This window comes from Streptomyces sp. NPDC033270 (assembly GCF_055576575.1).
In genome coordinates, this window is sequence record NZ_JBVIRA010000022.1 from 38323 (window position 1) to 61939 (window position 23617).

Genomic DNA, 23617 nt, shown 5'->3' on the forward strand with positions numbered 1-23617 from the left:
GCGCGGCCCATGACAGGCCGGACCAGCTCAGCAGCTGGGGACCGAGCCGCCCTTGGCCAGCGCGCGCAGCGCCTGCACCGCACCCTTGAGGGTGGTGACGGGGACCAGCCGCAGCCCGTCCGGGGCCGGCTGCACCGCCGCGCACTCCGCCTTCGGCACGAGGAAGACGCTCGCCCCGTCACGCCGTGCCGCCTGCGTCTTCAGCGCCGCTCCGCCGACCGCGCCCACCGTCCCGTCGGCGTCGATCGTGCCCGTACCGGCGATGTTGCGGCCGCCGGTGAGGTCGCCGCCGCTGCCGTCGCCGTCCAGCTTGTCGACGATGCCGAGCGAGAACATCAGTCCGGCACTTGGCCCGCCCACACCGTCGAGGGTGAGCTTCACCTTCACCCGGCCCGGGTCCTTCCCCAGCAGTCCGAGCGCGGCCGCGGTGGCGGCATGCTGGGAGGACTTCATGTCCGCGAGGTTGTGCCGCGCCGTCTCGGCATCGGACATGCCGGCCGGGAACACGGCGTCTTTGGGCATCACCGCACGATCCGTACGGAACCAGCCGTCGATCACCTCTCCCCAGCGGACGGTGACATGCGGCCCGGTCGCCTGGATCGCTGCCATCCGCAGCTGACCGCTGGTCTGACGCACCGGTGCGCCCCTGATGGAGATGACCTCGCCACCACGATCCGAGCCCAGCACGTCGGTGGTCTGTCCGGGCCGTGCAACGGAGTACGGAAGCGGTGCGAGGCCGACGACGGCCAGCAGCACCACGAGCGGCACGGCGCTGAGCGCGAGGACACGGCCACGGACGCGCGAGGGAGCGCCGGGGCGGACCGGAGTTCCGTCGGGGGAAGGGCGAGTGATCACGTTGTCAATCTAGGTCAGGGCGCGTGACCGGGGTTCACGCGCCCCGATGGCGAGACCGGCACAGACGGCATACGGGCGGAGAGCCGCACCGTCCCGGCTCACTTGCCCGCCAGGCCCACCCGTACCACCGTCACGATCTCCTCGTCGGAGAGTCCCAGATGGCGGGCCTGCGCGATCAGGCGCTGGGCGGCCTCACCGAGGCGGGCGCGCGCGGGGGTGGCGATGCCGGTGACCACCGCGCCGCGGCCGCGGCGGAGTTCGATCAGGCCCTCCTCCTTGAGGCGCTGATAGCCGCGCAGCACGGTGTGGACGTTCACCCCGAGGGACGCGGCGAGTTCACGGGCGGCCGGCAGCCGCTCCCCGGTGCCCACCGTGCCGTCGGCGATGGCGCCGCGGACCGAGGCGGCGATCTGGTCGCCGAGCGGGACGGACGAGCCGGGGTCCACCCGGAAAAGCACCTCAGCCTCCTTGCCGCGAGCGCGCGCGGTCCGCGTAGGTGTTGAGCAGCGCGGCGGCGGTCGCCGCGTCGTCCACCGTGACGACGAACTCCCGGCCGCTGGTCAGCCGTACCGCGATCCCCTCACCCGAACGCAGCACCAGGCCGCTGCCGCGCCCCCGGACACGGTAGCCCCAGCCGCCGAACTCGGCGAAGCAGTCGACCCGACGGCTGGTGGCCTCCGCCACGCGGTCGGGGCCGATGCGCCGGAACCGGATGCCGAAGGCCCGCGGCAGCGCCGGCGCGAGGGTCAGACCGCGGCGGTCGACGGTCACCCGTACCGACGTGACGGCGAGGCACACGATCCCGCTGAGGACGAGGATCACGCCGGAGAACCAGCTGGCGAGCTCGCCGGTGGCGAGCCTGCCGCAGAGCACCAGTCCGCCCAGCGCCATCAGCGGGGGCGAGCTGATGGTGCGTGACCAGCCGGCCGTCGTGCCCGCCGGGAGGTCGAGCCGGGGCGCGTCGCCCGCCGGCCGGCGGGGCGGGCGGGGTGCGGCGCCGGCGAGCAGATGGCCCAGCACGCCGGCGAGCAGGGCGACCGGGATCGTCAGGAGCAGCTGCCACAGCGGCAGCCGTACGGCCGAGGCGTCGGCGGCGCTCGCGTTGCCGAGCAGGGTGAGGCAGAGCGCGTAACCGACACCGGCGGCGACGGTGTATCCGGTCGCGATCACCCACGGGGCCGCCGTGGCGAGCTTTGGCGCCCCGCCGAGCAGGGTGAAGACGGCTCCCAGGGCGAGGAGGACGATCAGAGTGCCCGTCAGAAAGCCGTGGGTGGAGGAGAAGCCGTCGGCCCGACCGGCGGCGTCGAAATGGGTGGCGAGCGGGTCGGGCAACCGGGTGGAGACGGAGGCGTGGACCGTGGTGGCCGTCGCGGCGGCCACGACGAAGGGAAATGCGGCAATAAGCGGCCGAAGTATGGCCTTTAAGCGTAGAGCCGGACGAGGAGCGCGCTTCATATGCGTGGTGACCACCCTTCAGTTGTTTGCATATTAGTAGAACAACCTAGCCACCATCAATTGCACATCCATCTCATATCTGAGATACGGTCGGCCCATGGCAGACGACTACCTCGTACGCATCGGCAAGCTCATCCGTGACGCCCGACAGCATCGCGGCTGGACGCAGACGCAACTCGCGGAGGCGCTCGGCACCAGCCAGAGCGCGGTCAACCGCATCGAGCGCGGGAATCAAAACATCAGCCTTGAGATGATCGCCCGTATCGGTGAAGCGCTCGACAGCGAAATCGTGTCGCTCGGCTATGCCGGACCGATGCATCTGCGAGTGGTCGGCGGTCGCCGGCTGTCCGGCAGCATCGACGTGAAGACGAGCAAGAACGCCTGTGTCGCGCTGCTGTGCGCCACGCTGCTGAACGCGGGACGCACCACCCTGCGCAGGGTGGCCCGCATCGAGGAGGTCTACCGCATCCTCGAAGTGCTGGGCAGCATCGGCGTGCGCACCCGGTGGATCAACGACGGCAACGACCTGGAGATCGTGCCGCCCGCGGAACTCGACCTCGACGCGATGGACACCGAGGCGGCCCGCCGCACCCGCAGCGTCATCATGTTCCTCGGCCCGCTGCTGCACCGGATGGACCACTTCAAGCTGCCGTACGCGGGCGGTTGCGACCTCGGCACCCGGACCGTGACCCCGCACATGACGGCGCTGCGCCACTTCGGGCTGGAGATCACCGCGACCGACGGCACCTACCTCGCCGAGGTCGACCGCACCGTCGCCCCCAAGCGGGCCATCGTCCTGACCGAACGCGGCGACACCGTCACCGAGAACGCGCTACTGGCCGCCGCCCGGCACGACGGCGTCACGGTGATCCGCAACGCCTCCTCCAACTACATGGTCCAGGACCTCTGCTTCTTCCTGGAGGAGCTGGGCGTCCGGGTCGACGGCATCGGCACGACCACCCTGACCGTGCACGGCACCGCCCACATCGAACGCGATGTGGACTTCGCCCCCTCCGAGGACCCGGTCGAGGCGATGAGTCTGCTGGCGGCGGCAGTCGTCACCGAGTCAGAACTGACGATCCGTCGGGTCCCGGTGGAGTTCCTGGAGATCGAGCTGGCCGTCCTGGAGGAGATGGGCCTGGACCACGAGCGCAGCACGGAGTACCCCGCGGACAACGGCCGCACCCGGCTCATCGATCTGACCGTCCGCCCCTCCAAGCTCCAGGCCCCGCTGGACAAGATCCACCCGATGCCCTTCCCGGGCCTGAACATCGACAACGTCCCCTTCTTCGCGGCCATCGCCGCCAGCGCCCAGGGCCAGACCCTGATCCACGACTGGGTCTACGACAACCGCGCGATCTACCTCACCGACCTCAACCGGCTCGGCGCCCAGGTCAAACTGCTCGACCCGCACCGCGTCCTGGTGGACGGCCCGACCCGCTGGCGCTCCTCGGAAATGATGTGCCCCCCGGCCCTGCGCCCGGCCGTCGTGGTCCTGCTCGCCATGATGGCCGCCGAGGGCACGTCCGTACTGCGCAACGTCTATGTCATCAACCGCGGTTACGAGGACCTGGCGGAGCGGCTCAACTCGATCGGGGCGCAGATCGAGATCTTCCGGGATATCTGAAGTCCCCTCCGGAGGAAGGCCGCAGACTCCCCCGTGCGGGCCCACCTGACCCGGGCTCACCTGACCCGGGCCCGAACGACAAGCACTGACCAGGATTCCCCCGGGAAGCCTGGTCAGTGGTCTTTTCGCTGCCCTGTAGGGGCCGGGCGATGGCGTCCGGCCCCTACCGAAGGGCGAAAGCGGGCCCTGGGTACCCGGCCTGTGGCTCGGGGGTCCGGGCCGTTGCGGACTCTTAGTAGTCCTTGTCTTCCTTGCCGTCCTTGTCGTCCTTGCCGCCACCGTCGGCGAAGCTGTTGTTGCAGCCCATCGACGAGCCCATCTTGGTCTCCTGGGCGCCCGGGGAGCCCTCGCCGCCGAGCGCGTTGCCCAGGACGCCGTTGAGGATGCCGACCTCGCCGAGGACGTCGACGTTCAGGTCGTGCGACCGGCAGGAGCTGCCCTGCTTGATGTTGAACTCGGTGCCACCCTTGTGCCTCCCGCCGTCGGCGGAGGCAGAGCCGGCGCCGAGGAAGGCGACGCTGCCGAGGACGGCCGCCACGACGGCAGCCTTACGAAGCTTGTGCATGTCATCTCCGGTGTTCTGAACGGATGCGATCAGTAACTGATCAACCTCGTACAGTTACGAAAGGCTAATCGGAAAGTCCTCGTCCGCATTGATCGACGCGCCGAGTCTGGGCGCGGCCGCGGCATACCGGTCAGCGGCGCCCGCAACGCCGCACGGTGTCGGCGTGGTCACCGCTTCCCGTGGTAAGGGCGGCGGCGCCCGGGCCGAACGCGGCGTGCCGCATGCGGCGTTCGGGCCGGACGCCGCATGCCGCATGCCGCGTTCGTCCAGCGTGGGGTACGGGAAGGTGCGGCCTGGCGCCTCCGCCCGGAGGGACAGGGACTATCGGCGGCAGAGGACTTTGAGCCGCGGTTTGTGCGGAGTCGGGGGTGGGAGGGGCGTCGTCGAACGTCGGGGAGGGCGAAGGGCGGTCAGCCCAGTGCGCCCGCCTGCGGTGTGAGGACGACGAACTCCGCGCCCGAGGAGTCGGTGCAGACGGCCAGTCGTCCGACGTCCTCGGCGGTTTCCGGTCCCATCGACAGCGTGCCGCCGTTGCCCGTCACCAGGCCGACCGTGGCATCGCAGTCCTTCGAGACGAACACCGGGTGCCAGTACGGCTTTCCGCCGGGCCCGAGCAGGTCGGCGGGGACGCCTATGAGGCCGCCGTGCATCCGTTCCTCGCTGCAGTTCGCGGGGCGGAGCAGGGTGTAGGTGCCGCCGCCTGCGGGGAGCTGCATGTCCTGGGTGTGCCAGCCGAAGACGGTCCGGTAGAAGGTCTGCGCGGCGGCCGGGTCGGTGGTGTACAGCTCTGTCCAGCCCAGAGTGCCCGGGCCGTCCGCGGCCTCGATGCCCGGATATCTCGCCGGCTGCCAGACGGCGAACTCCGCGCCCTGCGGATCCGTGAGCTGGGCGAACCGGCCGTCGTCCGCTCCCACCGGGGCCGGCGCCGAGCGGACCGAGCCGCCCGCCCGCGCCACCGCCTCGGCCGTGGCATCCGCGTCAGGGGTGTGGAAGTAGATCGTCCAGGCGGAGCGGGCGCCGTCCTCGGTGAGCGGGCCGGCCGCGCCCACCGCCTTCCCGTCGAGCCGGAAGAGGGTGTATCCGCTCGCGCCCTGCTCACCGTGCGGTTCGGCCCGCCAGCCGAACACCGCTCGGTAGAAGGCCGCCGCGACCTCGACATCGGGCGCACCAAGATCGATCCAGCACGGGGAGCCAGGGACGAAGTCAGTAGTGATCATGACGATTCCCTTCGCGGATCCTTCGTGATTTCAGCCTGACATCCGCCACTGACACTCGCCCGTCGGCCGCCCACCGCCCGGGATTCGGCCCCCGGGCATCCGCTTGCTAGCCTGACGCGCGCTCGTCAAGGAATCCCGCATCGAGGAGACCCGCGAGCGCATCATCAATCGGGTACGCGTACGGCTACGCGTACGCAGCGGCCGCCCACGGAGGCGGCCGCTTGTCACGGGGGAGAACTCGGGATGAAGATTCGCCATGTTCGCGCTGTCGCGGTGTGCGCGCTGGTGGTCGTCGCGCTGACCGGTGCGCGCGGTTCGCACGGTGGTGGCTGCGGCGGCAGCCACAGCTCCAGCTCCAGCTCCAGCAGCAGCTCCGGCGGCGAGTACAGCTCCGGCAGCACGTCCAGCGGCGGATACAGCAGCTCCGGCAGCACCACCAGCGGCACCACCACCAGTGGCACGACCACCGGTTCGCCGTCCTCCGGATCCACCACGCCGCCCGAGTCGGACATCCGCATCACCGACTGCCAGGTCGACAGCGCCGCCGCCACGCTGACCGCCAAGCTGAGCGTGACCAACGGCAACTCCACGAGCCCCGCGACCTACAACGGCAGCGTGCGGTTCACCGACGCCTCCGGCGGCTACGTCGGCGTCGTGCAGATCTCGTCGCTCAAGGTGGCCGCCGGCCAGACCCTGCCCACCACGGTGACCGGCACGTTCATCAAGAGCCCCAGCGAGCAGGGCACGTTGTCCGGCAAGTGCACGCTGGGCAGCGTGTGGAAGGTCAACGGCTGAGGCCTCAGGGTCGGCCCGGGCGGCGGAGTCCGGTACCGGCACGGACGGTTGACGTTCAGTGCCGGTACAGCTCCTTGGCGATGATGGAGCGCTGCACCTCCGTCGCGCCCTCGTAGATGCGCGGGGCGCGGACCTCCCGGTAGAGGTGCTCCAGGAGGTGGCCGCGGCGCAGCGCGCGGGCGCCGTGGATCTGGACCGCGGCGTCGACCACGTACTGGGCGGTCTCGGTCGCCAGCAGTTTGGCCATGGCCGAGCGGCGGGCGATGTCCGGGGCGCCGGTGTCGTATGCGGAGGCGGCCGCGTACACCAGCAGGCGGGCGGATTCGACCCGGGTGGCCATCTCGGCGAGCTGGTGGCCCACGGACTGCAGGTCCTTCAGCGGGCCGCCGAACGCGGTGCGCGCGCCCGCGTGCGCCAGCGCCGCGTCCAGCGCGGCCTGCGCCATACCGACCGCGAAGGCGCCCACGCTCGGCCGGAAGAGGTTCAGGGTGGCCATCGCGACGGCGAACCCACCGCCCACCTCGCCCAGCACATCCGCCCTGGTCACCGGCGTACCGTCGCACACCAGCGTCCCGATGGGGTGCGGGCTGAGCATGTCCAGGCGCTCGCCGGTCAGGCCCGGCCGGTCGGCGGGGACGAGGAAGGCGGTGACCCCGCGCGCGCCCGCCGCGCCCCCGGTGCGGGCGAAGACGGTGGCGAAGTCGGCCTCGGGGGCGTTGGAGATCCAGCACTTCTCGCCGGTCAGCCGCCAGGCGTCCGGGCCGTCCGGCTCGGCGGCCAGGGACAGCGCGGCGGCGTCCGAACCGGCGCCGGGCTCGCTCAGCGCGAAGGACGCGACGGCGCGCCCGGCGGCCACCTCGGGCAGCCAACGGGCACGTTGGGCATCGGTGCCGGCCTGGACGATCGGGTAGGCGCCCAGGCCCTGCAGCGCGAGCGCGGTCTCCGCCTCCGTGCACTCCTGGGCGAGGCACTCCCGCAGCAGACACAGGTCCAGGGCGCGCAGCGCTCCGTCGGTGGGGAACAGGCGGCGCAGCAGGCCCAGTTCGCCGAGGGCGGCGACCAGCGGGCGGTTGACCCGGCCCGCCGCGCCCTTCTCCGCCAGCGGGCTCAGCCGTTCGGCCGTCATGGCGCGCAGCTCGGCACACCATTGCCGCTCGTCCGGTCCCAGCGCGAATACAGTCACGAGGCGGCTCCCTGGTAGCGGTCCTCTATCGCGGTCTGTTGACTGCCGTCACCAACACGTTACGCTGACGAAGCATCCGAACGGCAGTCCTCGACCACTCGTCGCACCGGTCCCGGCCGGCCGGACGAGCAGCCAACCGAGTCGGCCACCCGGCCGCCCTAGGGGGCGCATCCGCCATGGAGCTACGGTCCTCGGCCCACGCCGACACCTTCGCGCGCGACCGGCTGCCGCCCCGCGAGCAGTGGCCGCACCTCACCGACCTGGGCTACCCCGACCGCCTGAACTGCGGCGCCGAACTGCTCGACGGCACCATCGCACGGCTCGGCGCGGACCGTCCCGCGGTGCGCGACGCGAGCGGGCCGGTGTGGACCTACGGGCAGCTGCGCGCACAGGTCGACGCGATCGCCCGGGTGCTCACCGACCGGCTCGGGGTACTTCCGGGCAACCGCGTGCTGCTGCGCGGCCCCACCACCCCGTGGCTGGCCGCCTGCTGGCTCGCCGTGATGAAGGCGGGGGCGGTCGCGGTGACCGTCCTGGCCGCGCAGCGCCCCAAGGAGCTCGCCACGATCTGCGAGATCGCCCAGGTGCGGTACGCGCTGTGCGACGTCCGCTGCGTCGACGACCTCGCCGCGGCCGGGGTCCCGGGGCTGCGGATCACGCCCTACGGCGGGGACGGGCCGGACGATCTGCACCGGCTCGCCCGGCCCGGCGCGCCGTACACCGCGGTGGCGACCGCGGCCGACGACGTCGCGCTGATCGCCTTCACCTCGGGCACGACCGGCCGCCCCAAGGGCTGCCTGCACTTCCACCGCGATGTGCTCGCCATCGCGGACACCTTCTCGGCACGGGTGCTGCGCCCGGCCCCTGACGACGTGTTCGCCGGCAGCCCGCCCTTGGGATTCACCTTCGGCCTCGGCGGGCTGGTGGTCTTCCCGCTGCGGGCCGGCGCCTCGACGCTGCTCGCCGACTGGAGCGGGCCCAAGCGGCTGCTCACCGACATCGCGGAACATCGCATCTCGGTGCTGTTCACCGCGCCGACCGCCTATCGGGCGATGCTGTCCGAACTCGACGGGCATGACATCTCCTCGCTGCGCCGGTGCGTGTCGGCCGGCGAGAACCTGCCCGCCGCGACCTGGCAGTCCTGGTACGGGGCGACCGGCCTGCGGATCATCAACGGCATCGGCGCCACGGAGCTGCTGCACATCTTCATCTCGGCCGCCGACGAGGCGATCCGGCCGGGTACGACGGGGCTGCCGGTGCCGGGTTTCCAGGCCCGGGTGGTGGGCACGGACGGCACACCGCTACCGGACGGCGAACCGGGCCTGCTGGCCGTACGCGGCCCGACCGGCTGCCGCTACCTCGCGGACGCCCGGCAGACCGAGTACGTCCGGGGCGGCTGGAACCTCACCGGTGACACCTATGTCCGCGAGCCCGACGGCTACTTCCGCTACGTCGCCCGCGCGGACGACATGATCATCTCGGCCGGATACAACATCGCCGGGCCCGAGGTGGAGGACGCCCTTCTCCAGCACCCCGACGTGGCCGAGGCCGCGGTGGTCGGGCGGGCCGACGAGGACCGCGGACAGGTCGTCGTCGCCCATGTCGTGCTGCGGGCCGGCGTCCCCGAGAAAGAGGACACGGTCGCCGCGCTGCGCGCCTTCACCAAGGCCCGTATCGCGCCCTACAAATGCCCCCGCGAGATCGTCTTCCACACCGCGCTGCCCCGCACCCCGACGGGCAAGCTCCAGCGCTTCCGGCTGCGTACGCCCCTCTAGAGTGACCCGGTGACCGACCAGCAGACACAGCACACCCCGCGGTCCCTGATCGTCACGTTCTACGGCGCCTACGGGCGCGGCGAACCGGGCGCGACGGACGAGACGGCCGCTGTGGTGCCGGTCGCCGCGCTGATCCGGGTGCTCGGGGTGCTCGGGGTGGATCCGCCGTCGGTGCGCTCCGCGGTCTCCCGGCTCAAGCGGCGCGGGCTGCTGGTCCCCGCGCGGACGGCCACCGGGGCGGCGGCCTACGCACTGTCCGACGCGGCCCGCGAGCTCCTGGAGGACGGCGACCGGCGGATCTTCGGCCGGCCGGCCGCGCGGCCCTCGGACGGCTGGGTGCTGGCCGTGTTCTCCGTCCCCGAGCAGGAGCGGCACAAACGGCACCTGCTCCGCTCCCGGCTGGCCCGGCTCGGCTTCGGCACCGCCGCGCCGGGTGTGTGGATCGCGCCCGCACAGCTCTACGAGGAGACCCGGCACACCCTGGAACGGCTGCAACTGGCCCCGTACGTCGATCTGTTCACCGGCACGCACGCCGGGTTCGCCGCCACGGCGGACGCGGTGGCACGCTGGTGGGACCTGGACGCCATCGCCGCGCAGTACCGCGCCTTCCTGGACGAACAGGAGCCGGTCCTGCGGCGCTGGTCACGACGGCGCACGGTGCCGCCGGAGGCGGCCTACCACGACTATCTGCTGGCCCTGGACGCCTGGCGCCACCTGCCGTACGCCGATCCCGGGCTGCCCTCTCCCCTCCTTCCGGAGGACTGGCCGGGTGGCCGCGCGGCAGAGGTGTTCAGCAGGCTGCACGGCATGCTGCGGACCACCGGCGCCCGTTACGCGCACCAGGCGACGGCCGGTCCGTAAGGCGCCGTCCGCGGCTCAGCGGCGGCGCGCTTGAGCCCCCACCGCGACGGCCGGCCGCGGCCTGGCCGCCGCGATCACCGAGACCACGTCCTTGAACGAACTGCACATCCGGGTGCCGGCGACCGCGGCGAGCTCACCGAACGTACCGACGCCGTAGGTCACCGCGACCGGCGCCATGCGCGCGGTGACCGCCATCCTCATGTCCCCCACGGTGTCCCCCACATACGCGCTCTGCCAGGGCGCGACGCCCAGCCGGCCGGCCGCCCGCAGCACCATCTCCGGGTGCGGCTTGCCGCGCCGGACCATGTCCTGGCCGATGACCGGGCCGACCAGGTCGCGGATGCCCATGACGTCCAGCAGCGCCTCGGCGCTGCGGGTGGTCTTGGACGTGGCGACGGCCAGCTCGACACCATGGGCGCGCAGCGCGGACAGCCCCGCGGTCACGCCGGGGAAGAGCAGCTGCGGCCCCTGGCACAGCACCTCGTAGGCGAACAGCTCGCGGTAGCGGGAGATGGCGGCCTGCACCCGGCCGTCGTCCTCGGGCTTGCCCAGCAGCCGGCCGAAGGCGGGGCCGGGGGGTTTGCCGATGGCGGAGGCCGCCTGCCGCGCGGTCACCGAACAGCCCTGCTCCGAGGCCACCTTGACCAGCAGTTTGCTGATCGCGGGCAGAGTGTTGGCCAAGGTGCCGTCCAGATCGAAGACGGCGGCCTTGATCGTCTCGCCTCCTGCGACCCGTGCGCCTCTCGCGGGACGTTCGCCGACTTCCATTGCTACGCGCATGGCTGGAGACCTTTCCGGATTCCGATGGGGGTGCGGGGTGCGGGGGTTCGGGTGACGTTGCTGGCTCTGCTGGTTGGGCGGCCTGCGGTCGGCGACGGGTAAGGGGCGGAGGCGGTCTCGCCATGGCGCACACGCTGTCCAAGGGCGGTACGCGACCGTCGCGGCGGCTACATCGGAACGGATCGTCCCGTTTACCGCCTTCGGAGATTTAAAAACCGCCTGCGCTGTTTGTCAATGTGCCTTTGTCACATCCTGACGGGTCGACAACGCTCCCCCGCAAGGCCAGACTGGCGACACAGGACCCGCAGGCGCCACCGGAGGCCCGGAATCCGCGGCCGGACATCGGCTTCTCGCCAGGGCGTACCAGTTCAGGCCATTCACCCCGACCATATCGAACCGCATGGTTGGTTTTCTATGTAGACTGCAATCAGCTTCGCAGCCGTACTAGAGACGGGACGGACACCGTGCCCACCCAGCATCGCGCCATCCAGAGCCGCCAGGCACTCATCCGCTCGGCCGCAGAGACCTTCCTGGAGAAGGGGGTTCCCGCCGCGGGCATGGTCGAGATCAGCCGGCGGGCCCGGCTGAGCAAAGGAGCCCTCTACTTCCACTTCACGTCCAAGGACGACCTCACCCTCGCGGTGCGCGACGCCGCGCTCGCCACCCTGCAGGAGATCGAGAACGGCTTCGCCCGCTCCCCGCGACCACTGGCGAGCGCCGTGCAGGACTTCGCCGTCGAGCTGTTCAGCCGGGTGGAGACGGACGCCGTACTGCGCGCCGGATTGCGGCTGCGTCCGGAGACCGCACCGGGTCTGGGCATCTACGCCCTGGAGCAGCGCTGGTACGCGCTCTTCCTCGACAAGGCGGTGACCTGCGGGACCGGCGAGCCGGGCCGGCCGACCGCGGCGGAGGCGCCGGACGCCGAACCGCGCCGCACCGCCCAGCTGCTGACCTCGATCGTGGTGGGTCTGCTGCATCTGGGCGGCGAGGACGGGACGTGGTGGGACCGGGAGGCCGTGATCGGCCTGTGGGGGCTGCTGTCGGCCTCCGCGGAGCGGATCCCGGCCGCCGGCGTCCCGGAGCCGGCACACGCCCCGGCCGCCGGCTGACCCGGCAGGCCGTTCAGGGGCTGTACGCCACGAACGGGCGCGAGCGGATCACAACTCGACCAGCACGGCCCCGATGTGGCGGCCCTGGGTGAGCTCGCACAGCGCCCGCGGGGCCTGCTCGATGCCCTTCAGCAGGGCGTGCGGGAAGACCAGGGAGCCGTCCCGCAGGCCCTGACCGAACTCCTTCGCCCACTCCTGCGGCAGATCCGGGTGCGCATGCAGCGCGAAACCGCGCAGCGCCACCCGCCGCGTGATGATCAGCGCCGTGTCCAGCTCCACCGGGGCGGTGCTGCCGCCGGTCGCGCCCAGCTGGCTGGAGAGCGCGCCGACCAGCGCGAAGCGGGCGTCGGGGCGGGCCAGAGCGAGTGCCGCGGTCAACTGCTCGCCGCCCACGGTGTCGAGCAGTACGTCGATGCCGTCCGGGGCCGCCCGCCGCAGCTGCCGCTCGATCGGGCCGGCGCCGCGCACGATGGTGTCGTCGTACCCCAACTCGGCGCGCAGCCGGGAGGCCTTGCGCTCCGAGCCGGTGCTGCCGACGACCCGGGCGGCGCCCAGCCGGCGCGCCAGCTGCCCGGCCAGACTGCCCACGCCACCGGCCGCGCCGGAGACGAACACCGTGTCCCCCGGGCGGACTTCGGCGGCCCGGCGCAGCGCGCCCCAGGCCGTCGCGCCCTGGGAGAGGTGCGCGGCGGGATCCGGTAGCGCGTCCAGGTCGAGCCGGCGCACCTGCGACTCGTCGACCACCGCGAACTCCCGCCATCCGTAGCGGTGGTGGACCAGTTCGCCGGGCGTGAAGCCGCCGCCGGGCGCCGCCACCACCTGCCCGATCGCGGAGCCCCACAGCGCCTGACCCGGTACGAAGGGCGGCATCGGCTTCGAGTCGCCGGACATCTGCATCCGCATCGCCGCGGTCACCGCCATCAGGCGCGTACGCACCAGGACCTGCCCCGGCTGCGGTTCGGGCAGCGGCACCTCGGCGACCACGAAGTGCCTGCTGGTCAGCTCTCCTTCGGCGTGGCGGGCGAGCCGGATCTCGCGCTGCGCGGCAGGCAGAGCGGTGGGGGACATCGGACAGCTCCTAGAAGTCGTAGTACACGCCACGGCGCGCAGATTCAATACCGCCTGGTTGGCTTCTTTATGATGCCGAAAGAGACTGCGCGGCCAGGGCGACGGGTCGCACTCGGCGCAACTCCAAGAGAGCATACGGAGGCGGTTCGGTGGTCAAGCAGGAACGTGCAGTGCGCACCCGGCGCGCGGTCCTCGAAGCCGCGGCGCACGTCATCGGCAGCCGCGGGTACCAGGCCGCCACCATGGCCGAGATCATCCAGCGTGCCGGGGTCACCAAAGGAGCCGTGTACTTCCACTTCACCTCCAAGGGCGCACTGGCCCGCGCGGTCATCACCGAGCAGGCCGACCCGTTCCTTCCGCAGGTCAGCGACTCCCGGTTGCAGGACGCCATCGACTTCACCCACCGGGTGGCGCTGGCGCTGCGCAGCGACCCGCTGCTGCAGGCCGGCACCCGTATCGCGGTCGAGACGACGTTCAGCGACGAGCCGCTGGTCCCCTACCAGGCCTGGACCGACATCATCAGCACGATGTTCAGCGAGGCCCGGGACAAGGGGGAGTTGCTGCCCGGTGTGGTGCCGGACCGGGCCGCCGAGTTCTTCGTCGCCGCCTATATGGGCGTGCAGTTGTTCTCGCGCGCCGCGACCAACCGCGCCGATCTCCCCGAGCGGGTCACGGCGCTGTGGAAGCACACCCTGCCGGGTCTCGCCTCGCCGGGCGCGATGAGCCACCTCGACCCGCACGGCCGCGCGGCGCGGGTCTCCGTCTGACGTCCGCCCGTCCGGCTTCGCCGCCCTGTCGAGCCTGGCCGAGGAGCGCCCCTTAGCACTGGTGAACACACCACAGGGTCCGTATCTTGGAGCCGCGGGGACCGCCAGCGCGGCTCGGCCCGTCTGGGCGCTGAGAGCCGCACTTCAGAGAGGACACCTATGGCCAGAGCCATCCTCATGCCGTCGTCCCAGGATCAGCGCCACGACGGCAGAGGCGGGTTCGCCGACGGAAACCGAACGTTCCCTTTGAGTTCCACCGCGCCGCAGGGGTACGGCCGCCGTGCGGCGGTGCCCGAGGTGTTCCTGACCAACTGGCGGCGGGACACCGCCGACGGCTGGGTCGTCAGCGCCCGGTGGCCGCGCGCACACGGCTTCTACGGACCGGTCGACGGGCGCGAGCGGCTGCACGACCCGCTGCTGCTGGTCGAGACCATGCGGCAGGCGGGGATACTGCTCAGCCATCTCGCCCACCGCGTGCCGCTCGACCACCCGATCACCTGGCAGCGGATCCACTACGACCTCGCGCCGCAGGCACTGGGCACGGCCGGCGCGCCGGCGGAGGTGGAACTGCACGTCACCGACCATGAGGTGGTCCGGCGCGGCAAGCGGCTGCTCAGCGCGCGCCAGGACTTCCGGGTGCGGTGCGACGGCGCCGACCTGGCCACCGCGACGCTCGACTACGCGTGCCACAGCCCGGCCGTCTACCGCCGGCTGCGCGGCAGGTACAGCGAGCGGAGGCCGGCCGACGCCCGCAGGCTGCCGCTGCCCACGCCCGTCTCCCCGCAGTCGGTCGCCCGGGAGCGCGAGCACGATGTGGTGCTCTCGCCCACCGGCCGCCCCGGCCTGTGGCGCCTGCGGGTGGACACCTCTCATCCGGTGCTCTTCGACCAGCCCGCCGACCACGCCCCCGGCATGCTGATGATCGAGGCCGCCCGCCAGGCCGCGCAGGCGGCGACGCCCGGGGTCACCCTGCCGATAGCGATGGAGTGCACCTTCGAGCGGTACGCCGAACTGGACGCACCGTGCTGGGTACGGGCGCGGACCGCCACGGAGCGGGCCGCGGCGCAGGACCGGGACGGCCGCATGCCGGTCGACGTGGCCGTGGAGCAGCACGGCAAACCGGTGATCTCGGCGCGTGTCACCAGCCTGCCGCTTCCCTGAGGCGCCGCCGTAGGGCTACCGGAGGTGCGCCGTCCCTCCGCAGACGGCCCCGCCCCGCTGCCCGTGTCTCCCCGTCACCGCAGCGCGAGGCGGGGCTTCGGCGCGTCGGTACGACCGGTGGGCGGGGTACGGCTGCCCGCCTGGTAGGGCAGCGGCCACGGGGCGCCCGGCCCGGTGTACCCCTGCTCCGCTGCGGCGTGCAGCGTCCAGTGCGGGTCGTACAGATGGGGCCTGGCCAGCGCGCACAGGTCCGCACGCCCGGCGAGCACCAGGGAGTTGACGTCGTCCCAGGAGGAGATGGCGCCGACCGCGATGACCGGCACCCCCAGGGTGTTGCGGATGCGGTCGGCGAACGGCGTCTGGTACGAGCGGCCGAAGTCGGGGCGCTCGTCGGCCACGACCTGCCCGGTGGAGACATCGATGGCGTCAACACCGTGCTCGGCGAAGGCCGCCGCCATGGCCACGGCGTCCTCGGCGGTGGTGCCGCCCTCCGCCCAGTCGGTGGCGGAGATGCGGACCGTCATCGGCCGGTCCTCCGGCCACAGTTCGCGGATCGCGTCGAAGACTTCGAGGGGGAAACGCAGGCGCCGGGAGAGGGAACCGCCGTAGGCGTCGGTGCGTTGATTGGTCAGCGGGGAGAGGAATCCGGACAGCAGATAGCCGTGGGCGCAGTGCAGTTCCAGCAGATCGAAGCCGCAGTCGACGGCGCGGCGCGCGGCGGAGGTGAACTGGCTCCGGATCATGGCGAGTTCGCCCGTGGTCAGCTCGTGGGGGCGCTGGCTGCCGGGCTTGTACGGAAGGGGGGATGCCGCCACGAGAGGCCAGTTGCCGTCGTCGAGCGGTTCGTCGATGCCGTCCCACATCAGCTTGGTGGAGCCCTTGCGGCCCGAGTGGCCGAGCTGGAGACCGATCGCGGTACCGGGTGCCTGGGTGTGCACGAAGTCGGTGATGCGACGCCAGGCGGCGGCCTGATGCGGGGTGTAGAGCCCGGCGCAGCCCGGTGTGATGCGCCCCTGTTCGCTGACGCACACCATCTCGGTCATCACCAGGCCCGCCCCGCCCAGGGCCCTGGCGCCCAGGTGGACGAGGTGGAAGTCCCCGGGGACGCCGTCCCGCGCCGAGTACATGTCCATCGGCGAGACGACCACGCGGTTGCGCAGGGTCAGCGAGCGCAGCCGGAAGGGCGTGAACATCGGCGGTGTGCCGGTCGGCGTGTCCGCCTCGCCCTCGACGGCCGCGACGAATCCGGGGTCGCGCAGCCGCAGGTTGTCATGGGTGACACGGCGGCTTCGGGTCAGGAGGTTGAAGGCGAACTGGCGGGGCGGCTGGCCGAGGTAGGTGGCCAGCTCCTCGAACCAGGCCAGGCTGGCGCGGGCGGCGCGCTGGGTGGAGGCGACGACGGGGCGGCGCTCCGCCTCGTAGGCGGCCAGCGCACCGGCGGTGTCGGGCTGCTCCTGGAGGCAGGCGGCCAGCGCCAGCGCGTCCTCGACGGCGAGCTTGGTGCCGGAGCCGATGGAGAAGTGCGCGGTGTGCGCGGCGTCGCCGAGCAGCACCGTGTTGCCGTGTGACCAGCGGTCGTTGACGACCGTGCGAAAGGCGGTCCAGCTGGAGTTGTTGGAGCGCAGCGGCCGGCCGCCGAGTGCGTCGGTGAAGGTCCTGGCGCACCATTCGGCGGATGCGCGCGCGTCGCAGCGGTCCAGTCCGGCCGCCCGCCAGACCTCCTCGCGCATCTCGACGATGACGGTGCTGGCGCCGCTGGACGGGCGGGCGTAGGGGTAGGCGTGCAGCTGGGCCACACCGTGCTCGGTCTCGGCGATCTCGAAGCGGAAGGCGTCGAAGGCGAAGTCGGCGGCGAGCCAGATGTAGCGGCAGCGGTGGGTGGTCAGCCGCGGCCGGAAGGCGTCGGCGTGCGCGGTGCGGGTCGCGCTGTGCACCCCGTCCGCGGCGATCACCAGGTCGTGGGCGCGGGCCAGCTCGGCGGCGGGCGGCGCCTCGGTGCGAAAGCGCAGATCGATGCCGAGGTCGCGGCAGCGCCGGTGGAGTACGGCCAGCAGCCGGCGCCGTCCGAGCGCCGCGAAGCCGTGTCCGCCCGAGGTGAAGGTGCGGCCCCGGTGCACGATGTCGATGTCGTCCCAGCGGACGAACTCCGCCTGGAGTGCGCGGTAGACCTCCGGGTCGGCGTGCTCGATGCCGCCGAGGGTCTCGTCGGAGAGCACGACGCCGAAGCCGAAGGTGTCGTCGGGGGCGTTGCGCTCCCACACGGTGATCTCGCGGCGGGGATCGAGCCGCTTGAGGAGCGCCGCGGAGTACAGCCCGCCCGGTCCACCGCCGATGACGGCGACCCGCACGGCTACTTCCCCTGCCACTTGGGCGCCCGCTTCTCCATGAAGGCGGCGTGGAACTCGGCGTAGTCGGCGCTGTTCATCAGCAGCGCCTGGGTGGCGGCGTCCATCTCCACCGCGGCGGCCAGCGGCAGATCGAGCTCGGCGGTGAGCAGCGCCTTGGTCTGGGCGTGCGCCAGCGCGGGACCCTCGGCGAGCCGACGGGCGAGCGCGGCGGCCGCCTGGTCGGCGTGGCCCTCCTCGGCCAACTCGCTGATCAGGCCGAGCCGTTCGGCCTCGGGCGCGCGTACGGCGTCGCCGAGCATCAGCAGCCGGGTGGCGTGGCCCAGCCCGATGACGCGGGGCAGCAGATAGGCCGCGCCCATGTCGCCGCCGGACAGTCCGACCCGGGTGAAGAGGAAGGCGAAGCGGGCCGAGGGGTCGGCGACGCGGAAGTCCGCGGCCAGCGCCAGCACCGCGCCGGCGCCGGCGGCGACGCCGTGCACGGCCGCGATCACCGGGAACGGGCACTCCCGCAGCGCCCGTACGACCTGGCCGGTCATCCGGTTGAAGTCCAGCAGCTGTGCGGTGTCCATGCCCAGGGTGGCGCCGATGATCTCCTCGACGTCGCCGCCGGAGCAGAATCCGCGGCCTTCTCCGGCGAGCACCAGGGCGCGTACGGAGCGCTCCCTGGACAGCTCCGTCAGCAGGTCGCGGAGGTCGGCGTAGGCCTCGAAGGTGAGCGCGTTGAGCTTCTCCGGGCGCGCCAGGGTGACCGTGGCGATCCCGTCCTTCCTGGTCACGCGGATGTGCTGCCAGGAGTCTGTGCTGCGGGCGGATCCTGTGAACGGGCTCATCGGACTGCCTGCCCCCTTTGGCGGGTCGGCCGGTGGATGCTCTTCCGGATGCCCTTCGAAGTTATCACCGCTTTGTGACTGTCGTCACGAGGGCGCGATACGCCGTTTCTCGGCCATGGACCGGACGAAGGTCCCGCCCGCCGTAGGGCTTAGGTCACCGCGGCCCCGGCCGCTCGCCTCTGCCCCGGGCTCCGCCGCGCTTCCTACGGTGGACCTACCGGATCCGGCCGGCAGGCCCCCGGCGCGGGCCGCGGGCACCCGGCGCGGGCCTTCCGCACCCGATCCGGCCCCCGGCATCCGATCCGGCCTTCTGCGAACGGAACGTACCGCTCATGTTGGCACCGCCCACCCCCACGACCTGGCATATCGCGCTGCCGCGGGGCGCGACCGCGGTCCCCGTCGCCCGGGCGATGGTCCGATGCGCCATGCAGGACCTGCGGGCCACGGCCGACCGGACCACCGCTCAGCTGCTGGCAGCCGAGCTGGTCGCCAACGCCCTCAAGCACACCCGCGGCACCGACCCCGTCGAGCTGGTGGTGGAGCTGGGGGCCGGGGGCTGCCGGGTGGAGGTGCACGACGGGGACGGCAGGCACCTCGACGGGCTCGGGGCGCCTCCCCCGGCTCCGTCCGCTCCCCCTCCCCCGGGCGACGGCACCGCCGCCCCGGCCTGTGCCCGCGGCCGCGGTCTGCTGCTGGTCCGGTCCCTCAGCTCCGCGTCCGGCTGCCGCCCGACGCCGCGGGGCAAGGCCGTCTGGTTCACCCTTCCCGAGCTGCGTCAGCGGCGCCAGGGCCGCTGACGGCCGGTTCACCGGCCGGCTGCGGGGCCGCCGCGAGCCTGGAGTGGCGCCGCCCGTAGAGCGCGTAGACCAGCGCGCCGGCCACCAGGAAGCCGGCGAACTGGAGCCAGGTGGCCGGGCCGGTCCCGTACATCAGGTAGAGGCAGAAGCCGATGCCCAGCAGCGGGCTGGCCGGGAAGAGCGGGACGCGGAAGCGGCGCGGCAGATCGGAGCGGGTGCGGCGGAGCACCATCACGCTGAGGTTGACCGCCGCCATGACCGCCAGCGTCCCGATGGTGGTCAGGTTCATCACCACGTCCAGCGGGACGACCGCCGCCGGCACGGCGAAGACGGCCGCGACGATCCAGGTGTTGGCGACGGGGGTGGACGTACGCGGCGAGACCCGCTCGAAGACCCGCGGGATCAGGCCGTCCCGGGACATCGACATCAGGATGCGGGTCTGGCCGTACATCACGGCGAGGACGACGGAGGCGATGGCGACGACCGCGCCGAAGGCGATCACCCCGCCGCCGAGCGCCGAGTCGGTGACCCGGTTGACGATCAGCGACAGCGCGGCGGGCCGGCCCGCGACCTGGTCGGAGGAGAGCGCACCGATGGCGGCGAGCGCGACCAGGCAGTAGAGCACGGTGACCACACCGATGCAGACCATGATCGCGACGGGGATGTTGCGGCGCGGGTTCTTCACCTCTTCACCGGCCGTGGTGATCGCGTCGAAGCCGATGTAGGAGAAGAACGCGAGGGAGGCGCCGGAGGTGATGCCGGCGATGCCCTCGGGCGCGAACGGCGAGAGGTGGCCGGCCCGGAAGGCGCTGAGGCCGATCGCGCAGAAGAGCACCAGGATCGCGAGCTTCAGCACGGCCATCGCGGCGGTCGCCCGGGCGCTCTCCCGGATGCCGCGGACGAGAAGCAGGGCGGCGAGCAGGATCACGACGACGGCCGGGATGTTGACGATGCCGCCGTCGCCGGGCGGGCCGGCGAGCGCGGCCGGCAGCTGCCAGCCGATCAGGCTGCCCAGCAGCTCGTTGAGGTACTGGCCCCAGCCGACGGCGACCGCCGAGACCGAGACGCCGTATTCGAGCAGCAGGCACCAGCCGACGAGGAAGGCGGTGCGCTCGCCGAGGGTGGCGTAGGCGTAGGAGTACGAGCTGCCGGACACCGGTATCGCGCCGCCCAGCTCCGCGAACGAGAAGGCGGTGAACACGCAGGTGACGGCCGCCAGCACAAAGGACACCAGGACCGCGGGGCCGGCCTCGGCGACGGTGTCGGACAGGCCGACGAAGATGCCGGTGCCGACGATGGCGCCGATGCCGAAGCACACGAGCTGGAAGAGCCCCATGCTGCGCTTGAGGCCGTTGCCTTCGAGGTCCGCGCCCGATTCGGCGACGAGGACGTCGGGGGACTTGATGCGCAGTCCGGACGGACCTGGCGCGCCGGGTGCGGCGCGCAGCGCCTCCTGGGGACGGGGGCGGGAGACGGGCGGGCGCATGGGGGCGGTTCTCTTTCTGGTGGTGCGGTGCGCGCGGCGGGGGTGGGCCGCACACAGGAGCGGGGTCCGGACCGGTGGGTCCGAACCCCGCGAGCGGCTCGATGGTAGCCGCTCCCTCCGCATGATCGCCCATTGGGACGTATGCCTATGCAATGCGATCTTTCAGGCGATGCCGCCGCACATGGTGGATACCGCCTCCGCTCAGCGGGCGAGCGTCGCCACCAGCACCGCCTTGATGGTGTGCATCCGGTTCTCCGCCTCGTCGAAGACGACGGAGTGCGCGGACTCGAAGACCTCGTCGGTGACCTCCAGCGACGTGAGGCCGTACCGGGCCTGGATCTCCCGGCCGACCGCCGTACCGAGGTCGTGATAGGCGGGCAGACAGTGGAGGAACTTCACGTCCGGCTTGCCGGTGGCGCGCAGCACGTCCATCGTGACCGCGTACGGGCCGAGCAGCGCGATCCGCTCGCCCCACACCTCCTTGGGCTCGCCCATGGAGACCCAGACGTCGGTGGCGACGAAGTCCGCGCCGCGCACACCCTCGGCGACGTCCTCGGTGAGCGTGATCCGGGCACCGCTGCCCTCGGCGAGCGCCTGCGCCCGGTCGATCACCGACTGCTCGGGCCACAGCTGCCGCGGGGCCACGATCCGGACGTCCATGCCGAGCAGGGCTCCGGTGACGAGGTAGGAGTTGCCCATGTTGTTGCGGGCGTCGCCGAGGTAGGCGAAGGCGGTCTCCTCCAGGGGACGGCGGCCGCCGTGCTCGACCATGGTGAGCACGTCGGCGAGCATCTGGGTCGGGTGCCAGTCGTCGGTCAGCCCGTTGAAGACCGGTACGCCGGCGTGGGCGGCCAGCTCCTCGACGTCGGACTGCCGGCTGCCGCGGAACTCGATCCCGTCGAACATCCGGCCCAGAACCCGGGCGGTGTCCTTGACCGACTCCTTGTGCCCGATCTGCGAGCCGGACGGGTCGAGGTAGGTGGTCGAGGCGCCCTGGTCGGCGGCCGCGACCTCGAAGGAGCAGCGGGTCCTGGTCGAGGTCTTCTCGAAGATCAGGGCGATGTTCCTGCCCTGGAGGCGGGGGACCTCGGTGCCGGCGCGCTTGGCCGCTTTGAGCTCGGCCGCCAGGTCGATCAGTCGGCGGAACTCCTCGGCGCTGAAGTCCAGCTCCTTGAGGAAGTGGCGGCCCCTGAGATCTATCGCCATGGGTGGGCTCCTGGTTCGCGGCGGTGGGACGGGGATGCGTACGGAAGGCGTACGGTCGCACGACGGGAGGGGCACACGGCCCCACATCTGGAAGTATATACGAACAGCCGTATCTATATACAGAGCGTCCGGCGTGCCCTCCGGACGCGCGGCCGGGTGCATCGGCGGGTGTCACGCCTCAGGCTGCCCCGGGTACCGCGTCCCTCGCCACCGGGCAGCTCATACAGCGCGGGCCGCCCCGACCCCGCCCCAGCTCACTGCCCGGGATCGTGATCACCTCGATGCCGCGCTTGCGCAGAAACGTGTTCGTGGTGACGTTCCGCTCGTACGCCACGACCACCCCCGGCTCGACCGCCAGCACATTGCACCCGTCGTCCCACTGCTCGCGCTCCGCGGAGTGCACATCCTGGGTCGCGGTCAGCACCCGGATGTCCGACAGGCCCAGCGAGGCCGCTATGGCGCGGTGCATATGCTCCGGCGGATGGTCGGTGACCTTCAGGTCCTGGTCGCCAGAGCCCGGCTCGATGGTGTACGAGCGGAGCATGCCGAGCCCCTCGTACTGCGTGAAGGTATCCCCGTCGATCATGGTCATGACGGTGTCGAGGTGCATGAACGCGCGGCGCTTGGGCATGTCGAGCGCCACGATCGTGCGCGCGGAACCGGCCGCGAACAGCCCGCGCGCGAGCAGCTCGACCGCCTGCGGGGTGGTCCGCTCACTCATCCCGATCAGCACCGCGCCACTGCCCAGCACCAGGACGTCGCCGCCCTCGATCGTCGACGGGAAGTCCGCCTGTCCCTCCGACCAGACGTGGAAGTCCTCGTCGCGGAAGAGCGGGTGGTGGCGGTAGATCGCCTCGTAGTGCACGGTCTCGCGCTGCCGGGCCGGCCAGCGCATCGAGTTGATCGAGACCCCGTCGTAGATCCACGCGGAGGTGTCGCGGGTGAAGAGGTGGTTGGGCAGCGGGCCCAGCAGGAAGTCGTCCAGATCCATCACATGGAAGCGGACCGAGGTCGGCTCCGGGTGGCGTTCGAGGAACTCGCGCTTGGTCATGCCGCCGACCAGCGCCTCGACGAGTTCCGGCACCGGCAGTTCGTCGAAGGCGGCACGCAGATGGTCGGTGGCCAGCGGCCCGTACTCCTTCTCGTCGAAGACCCGGTCCAGGACCAGCGTCCGCGCCTCGGGGATCTGCAGGCTCTCGGCCAGCAGATCCCCGAAGAGGTGCACCTCCACACCGCGGTCGCGGAGCACATCCGCGAACCCGTCGTGCTCGGCCCGCGCCCGGCGCACCCACAGCACGTCGTCGAAGAGCAAGGTGTCCTTGTTGGACGGTGTGAGCCGCTTCAGCTCCAGGTCGGGTCGGTGCAGGATGACCCGGCGCAGCAGCCCGGCCTCGGAGTCAACATGGAATCCCATCCGTCCATCTTGACCGCTTCCGGTGCCGGGGGAAGGGAGTCGGGCGATGTCGGCTGGTCGGGTCCGGGGGCGGGCGGGCCCGGGGCACTGGGCGGACCGTCGCAGATCACCTGTCGGGCCATCGCAGGGTCGGCGCTGCCACGACCGCGGCCGCCGAGATCACCGCGAAGAGGAGCCAGCCCCCCGCAACCTCCCTGATACCGGGCTCTGCTGACCGCCCATCACAATGCTCAGCACGGCCATGCCGAGCGCCGTCCGACCTGCCGGGCGACCACCAGGACGCCGGATCCCTGCGAGAGCCGACGCCGCGACGGAGGC

General features: G+C 72.0%; 21 protein-coding genes. 8 read left to right on the forward strand and 13 right to left on the reverse strand.

Going from position 1 to position 23617, the window contains the following annotated elements; genetic code table 11:
• Positions 1 to 27 precede the first annotated feature (27 nt).
• From ACZ5XZ_RS27260 to ACZ5XZ_RS27270, 3 genes are all read right to left on the reverse strand, one after another.
• Positions 28 to 855 carry a S16 family serine protease gene (locus ACZ5XZ_RS27260; RefSeq protein WP_468982574.1) on the reverse strand — a complete coding sequence of 276 codons (828 nt, stop codon included), beginning with the start codon at positions 853 to 855 and terminating at the stop codon, positions 28 to 30.
• A gap of 98 nt (positions 856 to 953) precedes the next feature.
• Positions 954 to 1313, reverse strand: a complete 360-nt coding sequence (locus tag ACZ5XZ_RS27265) for a GntR family transcriptional regulator (protein WP_384431469.1) — start codon at positions 1311 to 1313, stop codon at positions 954 to 956.
• A 1-nt stretch (position 1314) separates the two neighbouring features.
• Positions 1315 to 2235 (reverse strand): DUF1648 domain-containing protein, encoded by a 921-nt coding sequence (locus ACZ5XZ_RS27270; RefSeq protein WP_468982575.1) that lies wholly within the window; start codon positions 2233 to 2235, stop codon positions 1315 to 1317.
• A 172-nt stretch (positions 2236 to 2407) separates the two neighbouring features.
• Here ACZ5XZ_RS27270 and ACZ5XZ_RS27275 point away from each other — a divergent pair, with 172 nt between their 5' ends.
• On the forward strand, positions 2408 to 3937 hold the full coding sequence (locus ACZ5XZ_RS27275; protein WP_468982578.1) for a helix-turn-helix domain-containing protein: 1530 nt from the start codon (positions 2408 to 2410) through the stop codon (positions 3935 to 3937).
• 232 nt (positions 3938 to 4169) lie between these two features.
• On the opposite strand, the gene ACZ5XZ_RS27280 is transcribed toward ACZ5XZ_RS27275, so the two are convergent.
• Together ACZ5XZ_RS27280 and ACZ5XZ_RS27285 are read right to left on the reverse strand one after the other, a co-directional pair.
• Positions 4170 to 4502, reverse strand: coding sequence for a hypothetical protein (locus ACZ5XZ_RS27280; protein ID WP_468982580.1), 333 nt, complete (start codon positions 4500 to 4502; stop codon positions 4170 to 4172).
• A gap of 410 nt (positions 4503 to 4912) precedes the next feature.
• Positions 4913 to 5719 (reverse strand): VOC family protein, encoded by an 807-nt coding sequence (locus ACZ5XZ_RS27285; protein WP_468982582.1) that lies wholly within the window; start codon positions 5717 to 5719, stop codon positions 4913 to 4915.
• 243 nt (positions 5720 to 5962) lie between these two features.
• On the opposite strand from ACZ5XZ_RS27285, the gene ACZ5XZ_RS27290 reads away from it, so the two are divergent.
• Positions 5963 to 6514 carry a hypothetical protein gene (locus ACZ5XZ_RS27290; protein WP_468982585.1) on the forward strand — a complete coding sequence of 184 codons (552 nt, stop codon included), beginning with the start codon at positions 5963 to 5965 and terminating at the stop codon, positions 6512 to 6514.
• A gap of 55 nt (positions 6515 to 6569) precedes the next feature.
• Here the strand turns inward: ACZ5XZ_RS27290 and ACZ5XZ_RS27295 are convergent, their stop codons facing one another.
• Complete coding sequence (locus ACZ5XZ_RS27295; RefSeq protein ID WP_468982588.1) at positions 6570 to 7697, reverse strand: acyl-CoA dehydrogenase family protein; 1128 nt, start codon at positions 7695 to 7697, stop codon at positions 6570 to 6572.
• A 176-nt stretch (positions 7698 to 7873) separates the two neighbouring features.
• Between ACZ5XZ_RS27295 and ACZ5XZ_RS27300 the strand changes: the two genes are divergently transcribed.
• Positions 7874 to 9472, forward strand: a complete 1599-nt coding sequence (locus tag ACZ5XZ_RS27300; protein ID WP_468982589.1) for an AMP-binding protein — start codon at positions 7874 to 7876, stop codon at positions 9470 to 9472.
• 9 nt (positions 9473 to 9481) lie between these two features.
• Positions 9482 to 10333, forward strand: a complete 852-nt coding sequence (locus ACZ5XZ_RS27305; RefSeq protein WP_468982590.1) for a PaaX family transcriptional regulator — start codon at positions 9482 to 9484, stop codon at positions 10331 to 10333.
• A 15-nt stretch (positions 10334 to 10348) separates the two neighbouring features.
• Here ACZ5XZ_RS27305 and ACZ5XZ_RS27310 read toward each other — a convergent pair whose 3' ends face one another.
• Entirely contained in the window at positions 10349 to 11113 is a 765-nt protein-coding gene (locus ACZ5XZ_RS27310; protein ID WP_468982592.1) for an HAD family hydrolase, read from the reverse strand.
• Between the two features lie 464 nt (positions 11114 to 11577).
• Between ACZ5XZ_RS27310 and ACZ5XZ_RS27315 the strand changes: the two genes are divergently transcribed.
• A complete protein-coding gene (locus ACZ5XZ_RS27315; RefSeq protein WP_468982595.1) occupies positions 11578 to 12222 on the forward strand; it encodes a TetR family transcriptional regulator in 645 nt (214 codons plus the stop codon).
• 48 nt (positions 12223 to 12270) lie between these two features.
• On the opposite strand, the gene ACZ5XZ_RS27320 is transcribed toward ACZ5XZ_RS27315, so the two are convergent.
• The gene (locus ACZ5XZ_RS27320) at positions 12271 to 13290 is read right to left on the reverse strand and encodes an MDR family NADP-dependent oxidoreductase (protein WP_468982598.1); all 1020 of its coding nucleotides are present in this window, start codon (positions 13288 to 13290) and stop codon (positions 12271 to 12273) included.
• A 149-nt stretch (positions 13291 to 13439) separates the two neighbouring features.
• On the opposite strand from ACZ5XZ_RS27320, the gene ACZ5XZ_RS27325 reads away from it, so the two are divergent.
• A complete protein-coding gene (locus ACZ5XZ_RS27325; protein WP_468982600.1) occupies positions 13440 to 14057 on the forward strand; it encodes a ScbR family autoregulator-binding transcription factor in 618 nt (205 codons plus the stop codon).
• A 246-nt stretch (positions 14058 to 14303) separates the two neighbouring features.
• A complete protein-coding gene (locus ACZ5XZ_RS27330) occupies positions 14304 to 15218 on the forward strand; it encodes a ScbA/BarX family gamma-butyrolactone biosynthesis protein (RefSeq protein ID WP_468982602.1) in 915 nt (304 codons plus the stop codon).
• A 74-nt stretch (positions 15219 to 15292) separates the two neighbouring features.
• Here ACZ5XZ_RS27330 and ACZ5XZ_RS27335 read toward each other — a convergent pair whose 3' ends face one another.
• Positions 15293 to 17584, reverse strand: a complete 2292-nt coding sequence (locus tag ACZ5XZ_RS27335) for a bifunctional salicylyl-CoA 5-hydroxylase/oxidoreductase (protein ID WP_468982605.1) — start codon at positions 17582 to 17584, stop codon at positions 15293 to 15295.
• Positions 17569 to 18396, reverse strand: coding sequence for an enoyl-CoA hydratase family protein (locus ACZ5XZ_RS27340; RefSeq protein WP_384431426.1), 828 nt, complete (start codon positions 18394 to 18396; stop codon positions 17569 to 17571). The genes ACZ5XZ_RS27335 and ACZ5XZ_RS27340 overlap by 16 nt, the downstream gene beginning before the upstream one ends.
• A 332-nt stretch (positions 18397 to 18728) precedes the next feature.
• On the opposite strand from ACZ5XZ_RS27340, the gene ACZ5XZ_RS27345 reads away from it, so the two are divergent.
• Positions 18729 to 19193, forward strand: coding sequence for an ATP-binding protein (locus ACZ5XZ_RS27345; protein WP_468982607.1), 465 nt, complete (start codon positions 18729 to 18731; stop codon positions 19191 to 19193).
• Here the strand turns inward: ACZ5XZ_RS27345 and ACZ5XZ_RS27350 are convergent.
• The 3 genes from ACZ5XZ_RS27350 to ACZ5XZ_RS27360 form a co-directional block, all read right to left on the reverse strand.
• Positions 19153 to 20679, reverse strand: coding sequence for an amino acid permease (locus ACZ5XZ_RS27350; RefSeq protein ID WP_468982608.1), 1527 nt, complete (start codon positions 20677 to 20679; stop codon positions 19153 to 19155). The two genes, ACZ5XZ_RS27345 and ACZ5XZ_RS27350, sit on opposite strands and share 41 nt — an antisense overlap.
• Before the next feature lie 201 nt (positions 20680 to 20880).
• Positions 20881 to 21885, reverse strand: coding sequence for an ornithine carbamoyltransferase (gene argF / locus ACZ5XZ_RS27355; RefSeq protein ID WP_468982610.1), 1005 nt, complete (start codon positions 21883 to 21885; stop codon positions 20881 to 20883).
• Between the two features lie 178 nt (positions 21886 to 22063).
• Complete coding sequence (locus ACZ5XZ_RS27360; protein ID WP_384489982.1) at positions 22064 to 23299, reverse strand: arginine deiminase; 1236 nt, start codon at positions 23297 to 23299, stop codon at positions 22064 to 22066.
• Between the last annotated feature and the right edge of the window lie 318 nt (positions 23300 to 23617).

Excerpts from the sequence above, each read along its gene's own strand:
- ACZ5XZ_RS27340 (WP_384431426.1), bottom strand. The coding sequence starts at position 18,396 with ATGAGCCCGTTCACAGGATCCGCCCGCAGCACAGACTCCTGGCAGCAC.
- ACZ5XZ_RS27280 (WP_468982580.1), bottom strand. The coding sequence starts at position 4,502 with ATGCACAAGCTTCGTAAGGCTGCCGTCGTGGCGGCCGTCCTCGGCAGC.
- ACZ5XZ_RS27350 (WP_468982608.1), bottom strand. The coding sequence starts at position 20,679 with ATGCGCCCGCCCGTCTCCCGCCCCCGTCCCCAGGAGGCGCTGCGCGCC.
- ACZ5XZ_RS27345 (WP_468982607.1), top strand. The coding sequence starts at position 18,729 with ATGTTGGCACCGCCCACCCCCACGACCTGGCATATCGCGCTGCCGCGG.
- ACZ5XZ_RS27275 (WP_468982578.1), top strand. The coding sequence starts at position 2,408 with ATGGCAGACGACTACCTCGTACGCATCGGCAAGCTCATCCGTGACGCC.
- ACZ5XZ_RS27290 (WP_468982585.1), top strand. The coding sequence starts at position 5,963 with ATGAAGATTCGCCATGTTCGCGCTGTCGCGGTGTGCGCGCTGGTGGTC.
- ACZ5XZ_RS27320 (WP_468982598.1), bottom strand. The coding sequence starts at position 13,290 with ATGTCCCCCACCGCTCTGCCTGCCGCGCAGCGCGAGATCCGGCTCGCC.
- ACZ5XZ_RS27300 (WP_468982589.1), top strand. The coding sequence starts at position 7,874 with ATGGAGCTACGGTCCTCGGCCCACGCCGACACCTTCGCGCGCGACCGG.
- ACZ5XZ_RS27360 (WP_384489982.1), bottom strand. The coding sequence starts at position 23,299 with ATGGGATTCCATGTTGACTCCGAGGCCGGGCTGCTGCGCCGGGTCATC.
- ACZ5XZ_RS27310 (WP_468982592.1), bottom strand. The coding sequence starts at position 11,113 with ATGCGCGTAGCAATGGAAGTCGGCGAACGTCCCGCGAGAGGCGCACGG.
- argF (WP_468982610.1), bottom strand. The coding sequence starts at position 21,885 with ATGGCGATAGATCTCAGGGGCCGCCACTTCCTCAAGGAGCTGGACTTC.
- ACZ5XZ_RS27285 (WP_468982582.1), bottom strand. The coding sequence starts at position 5,719 with ATGATCACTACTGACTTCGTCCCTGGCTCCCCGTGCTGGATCGATCTT.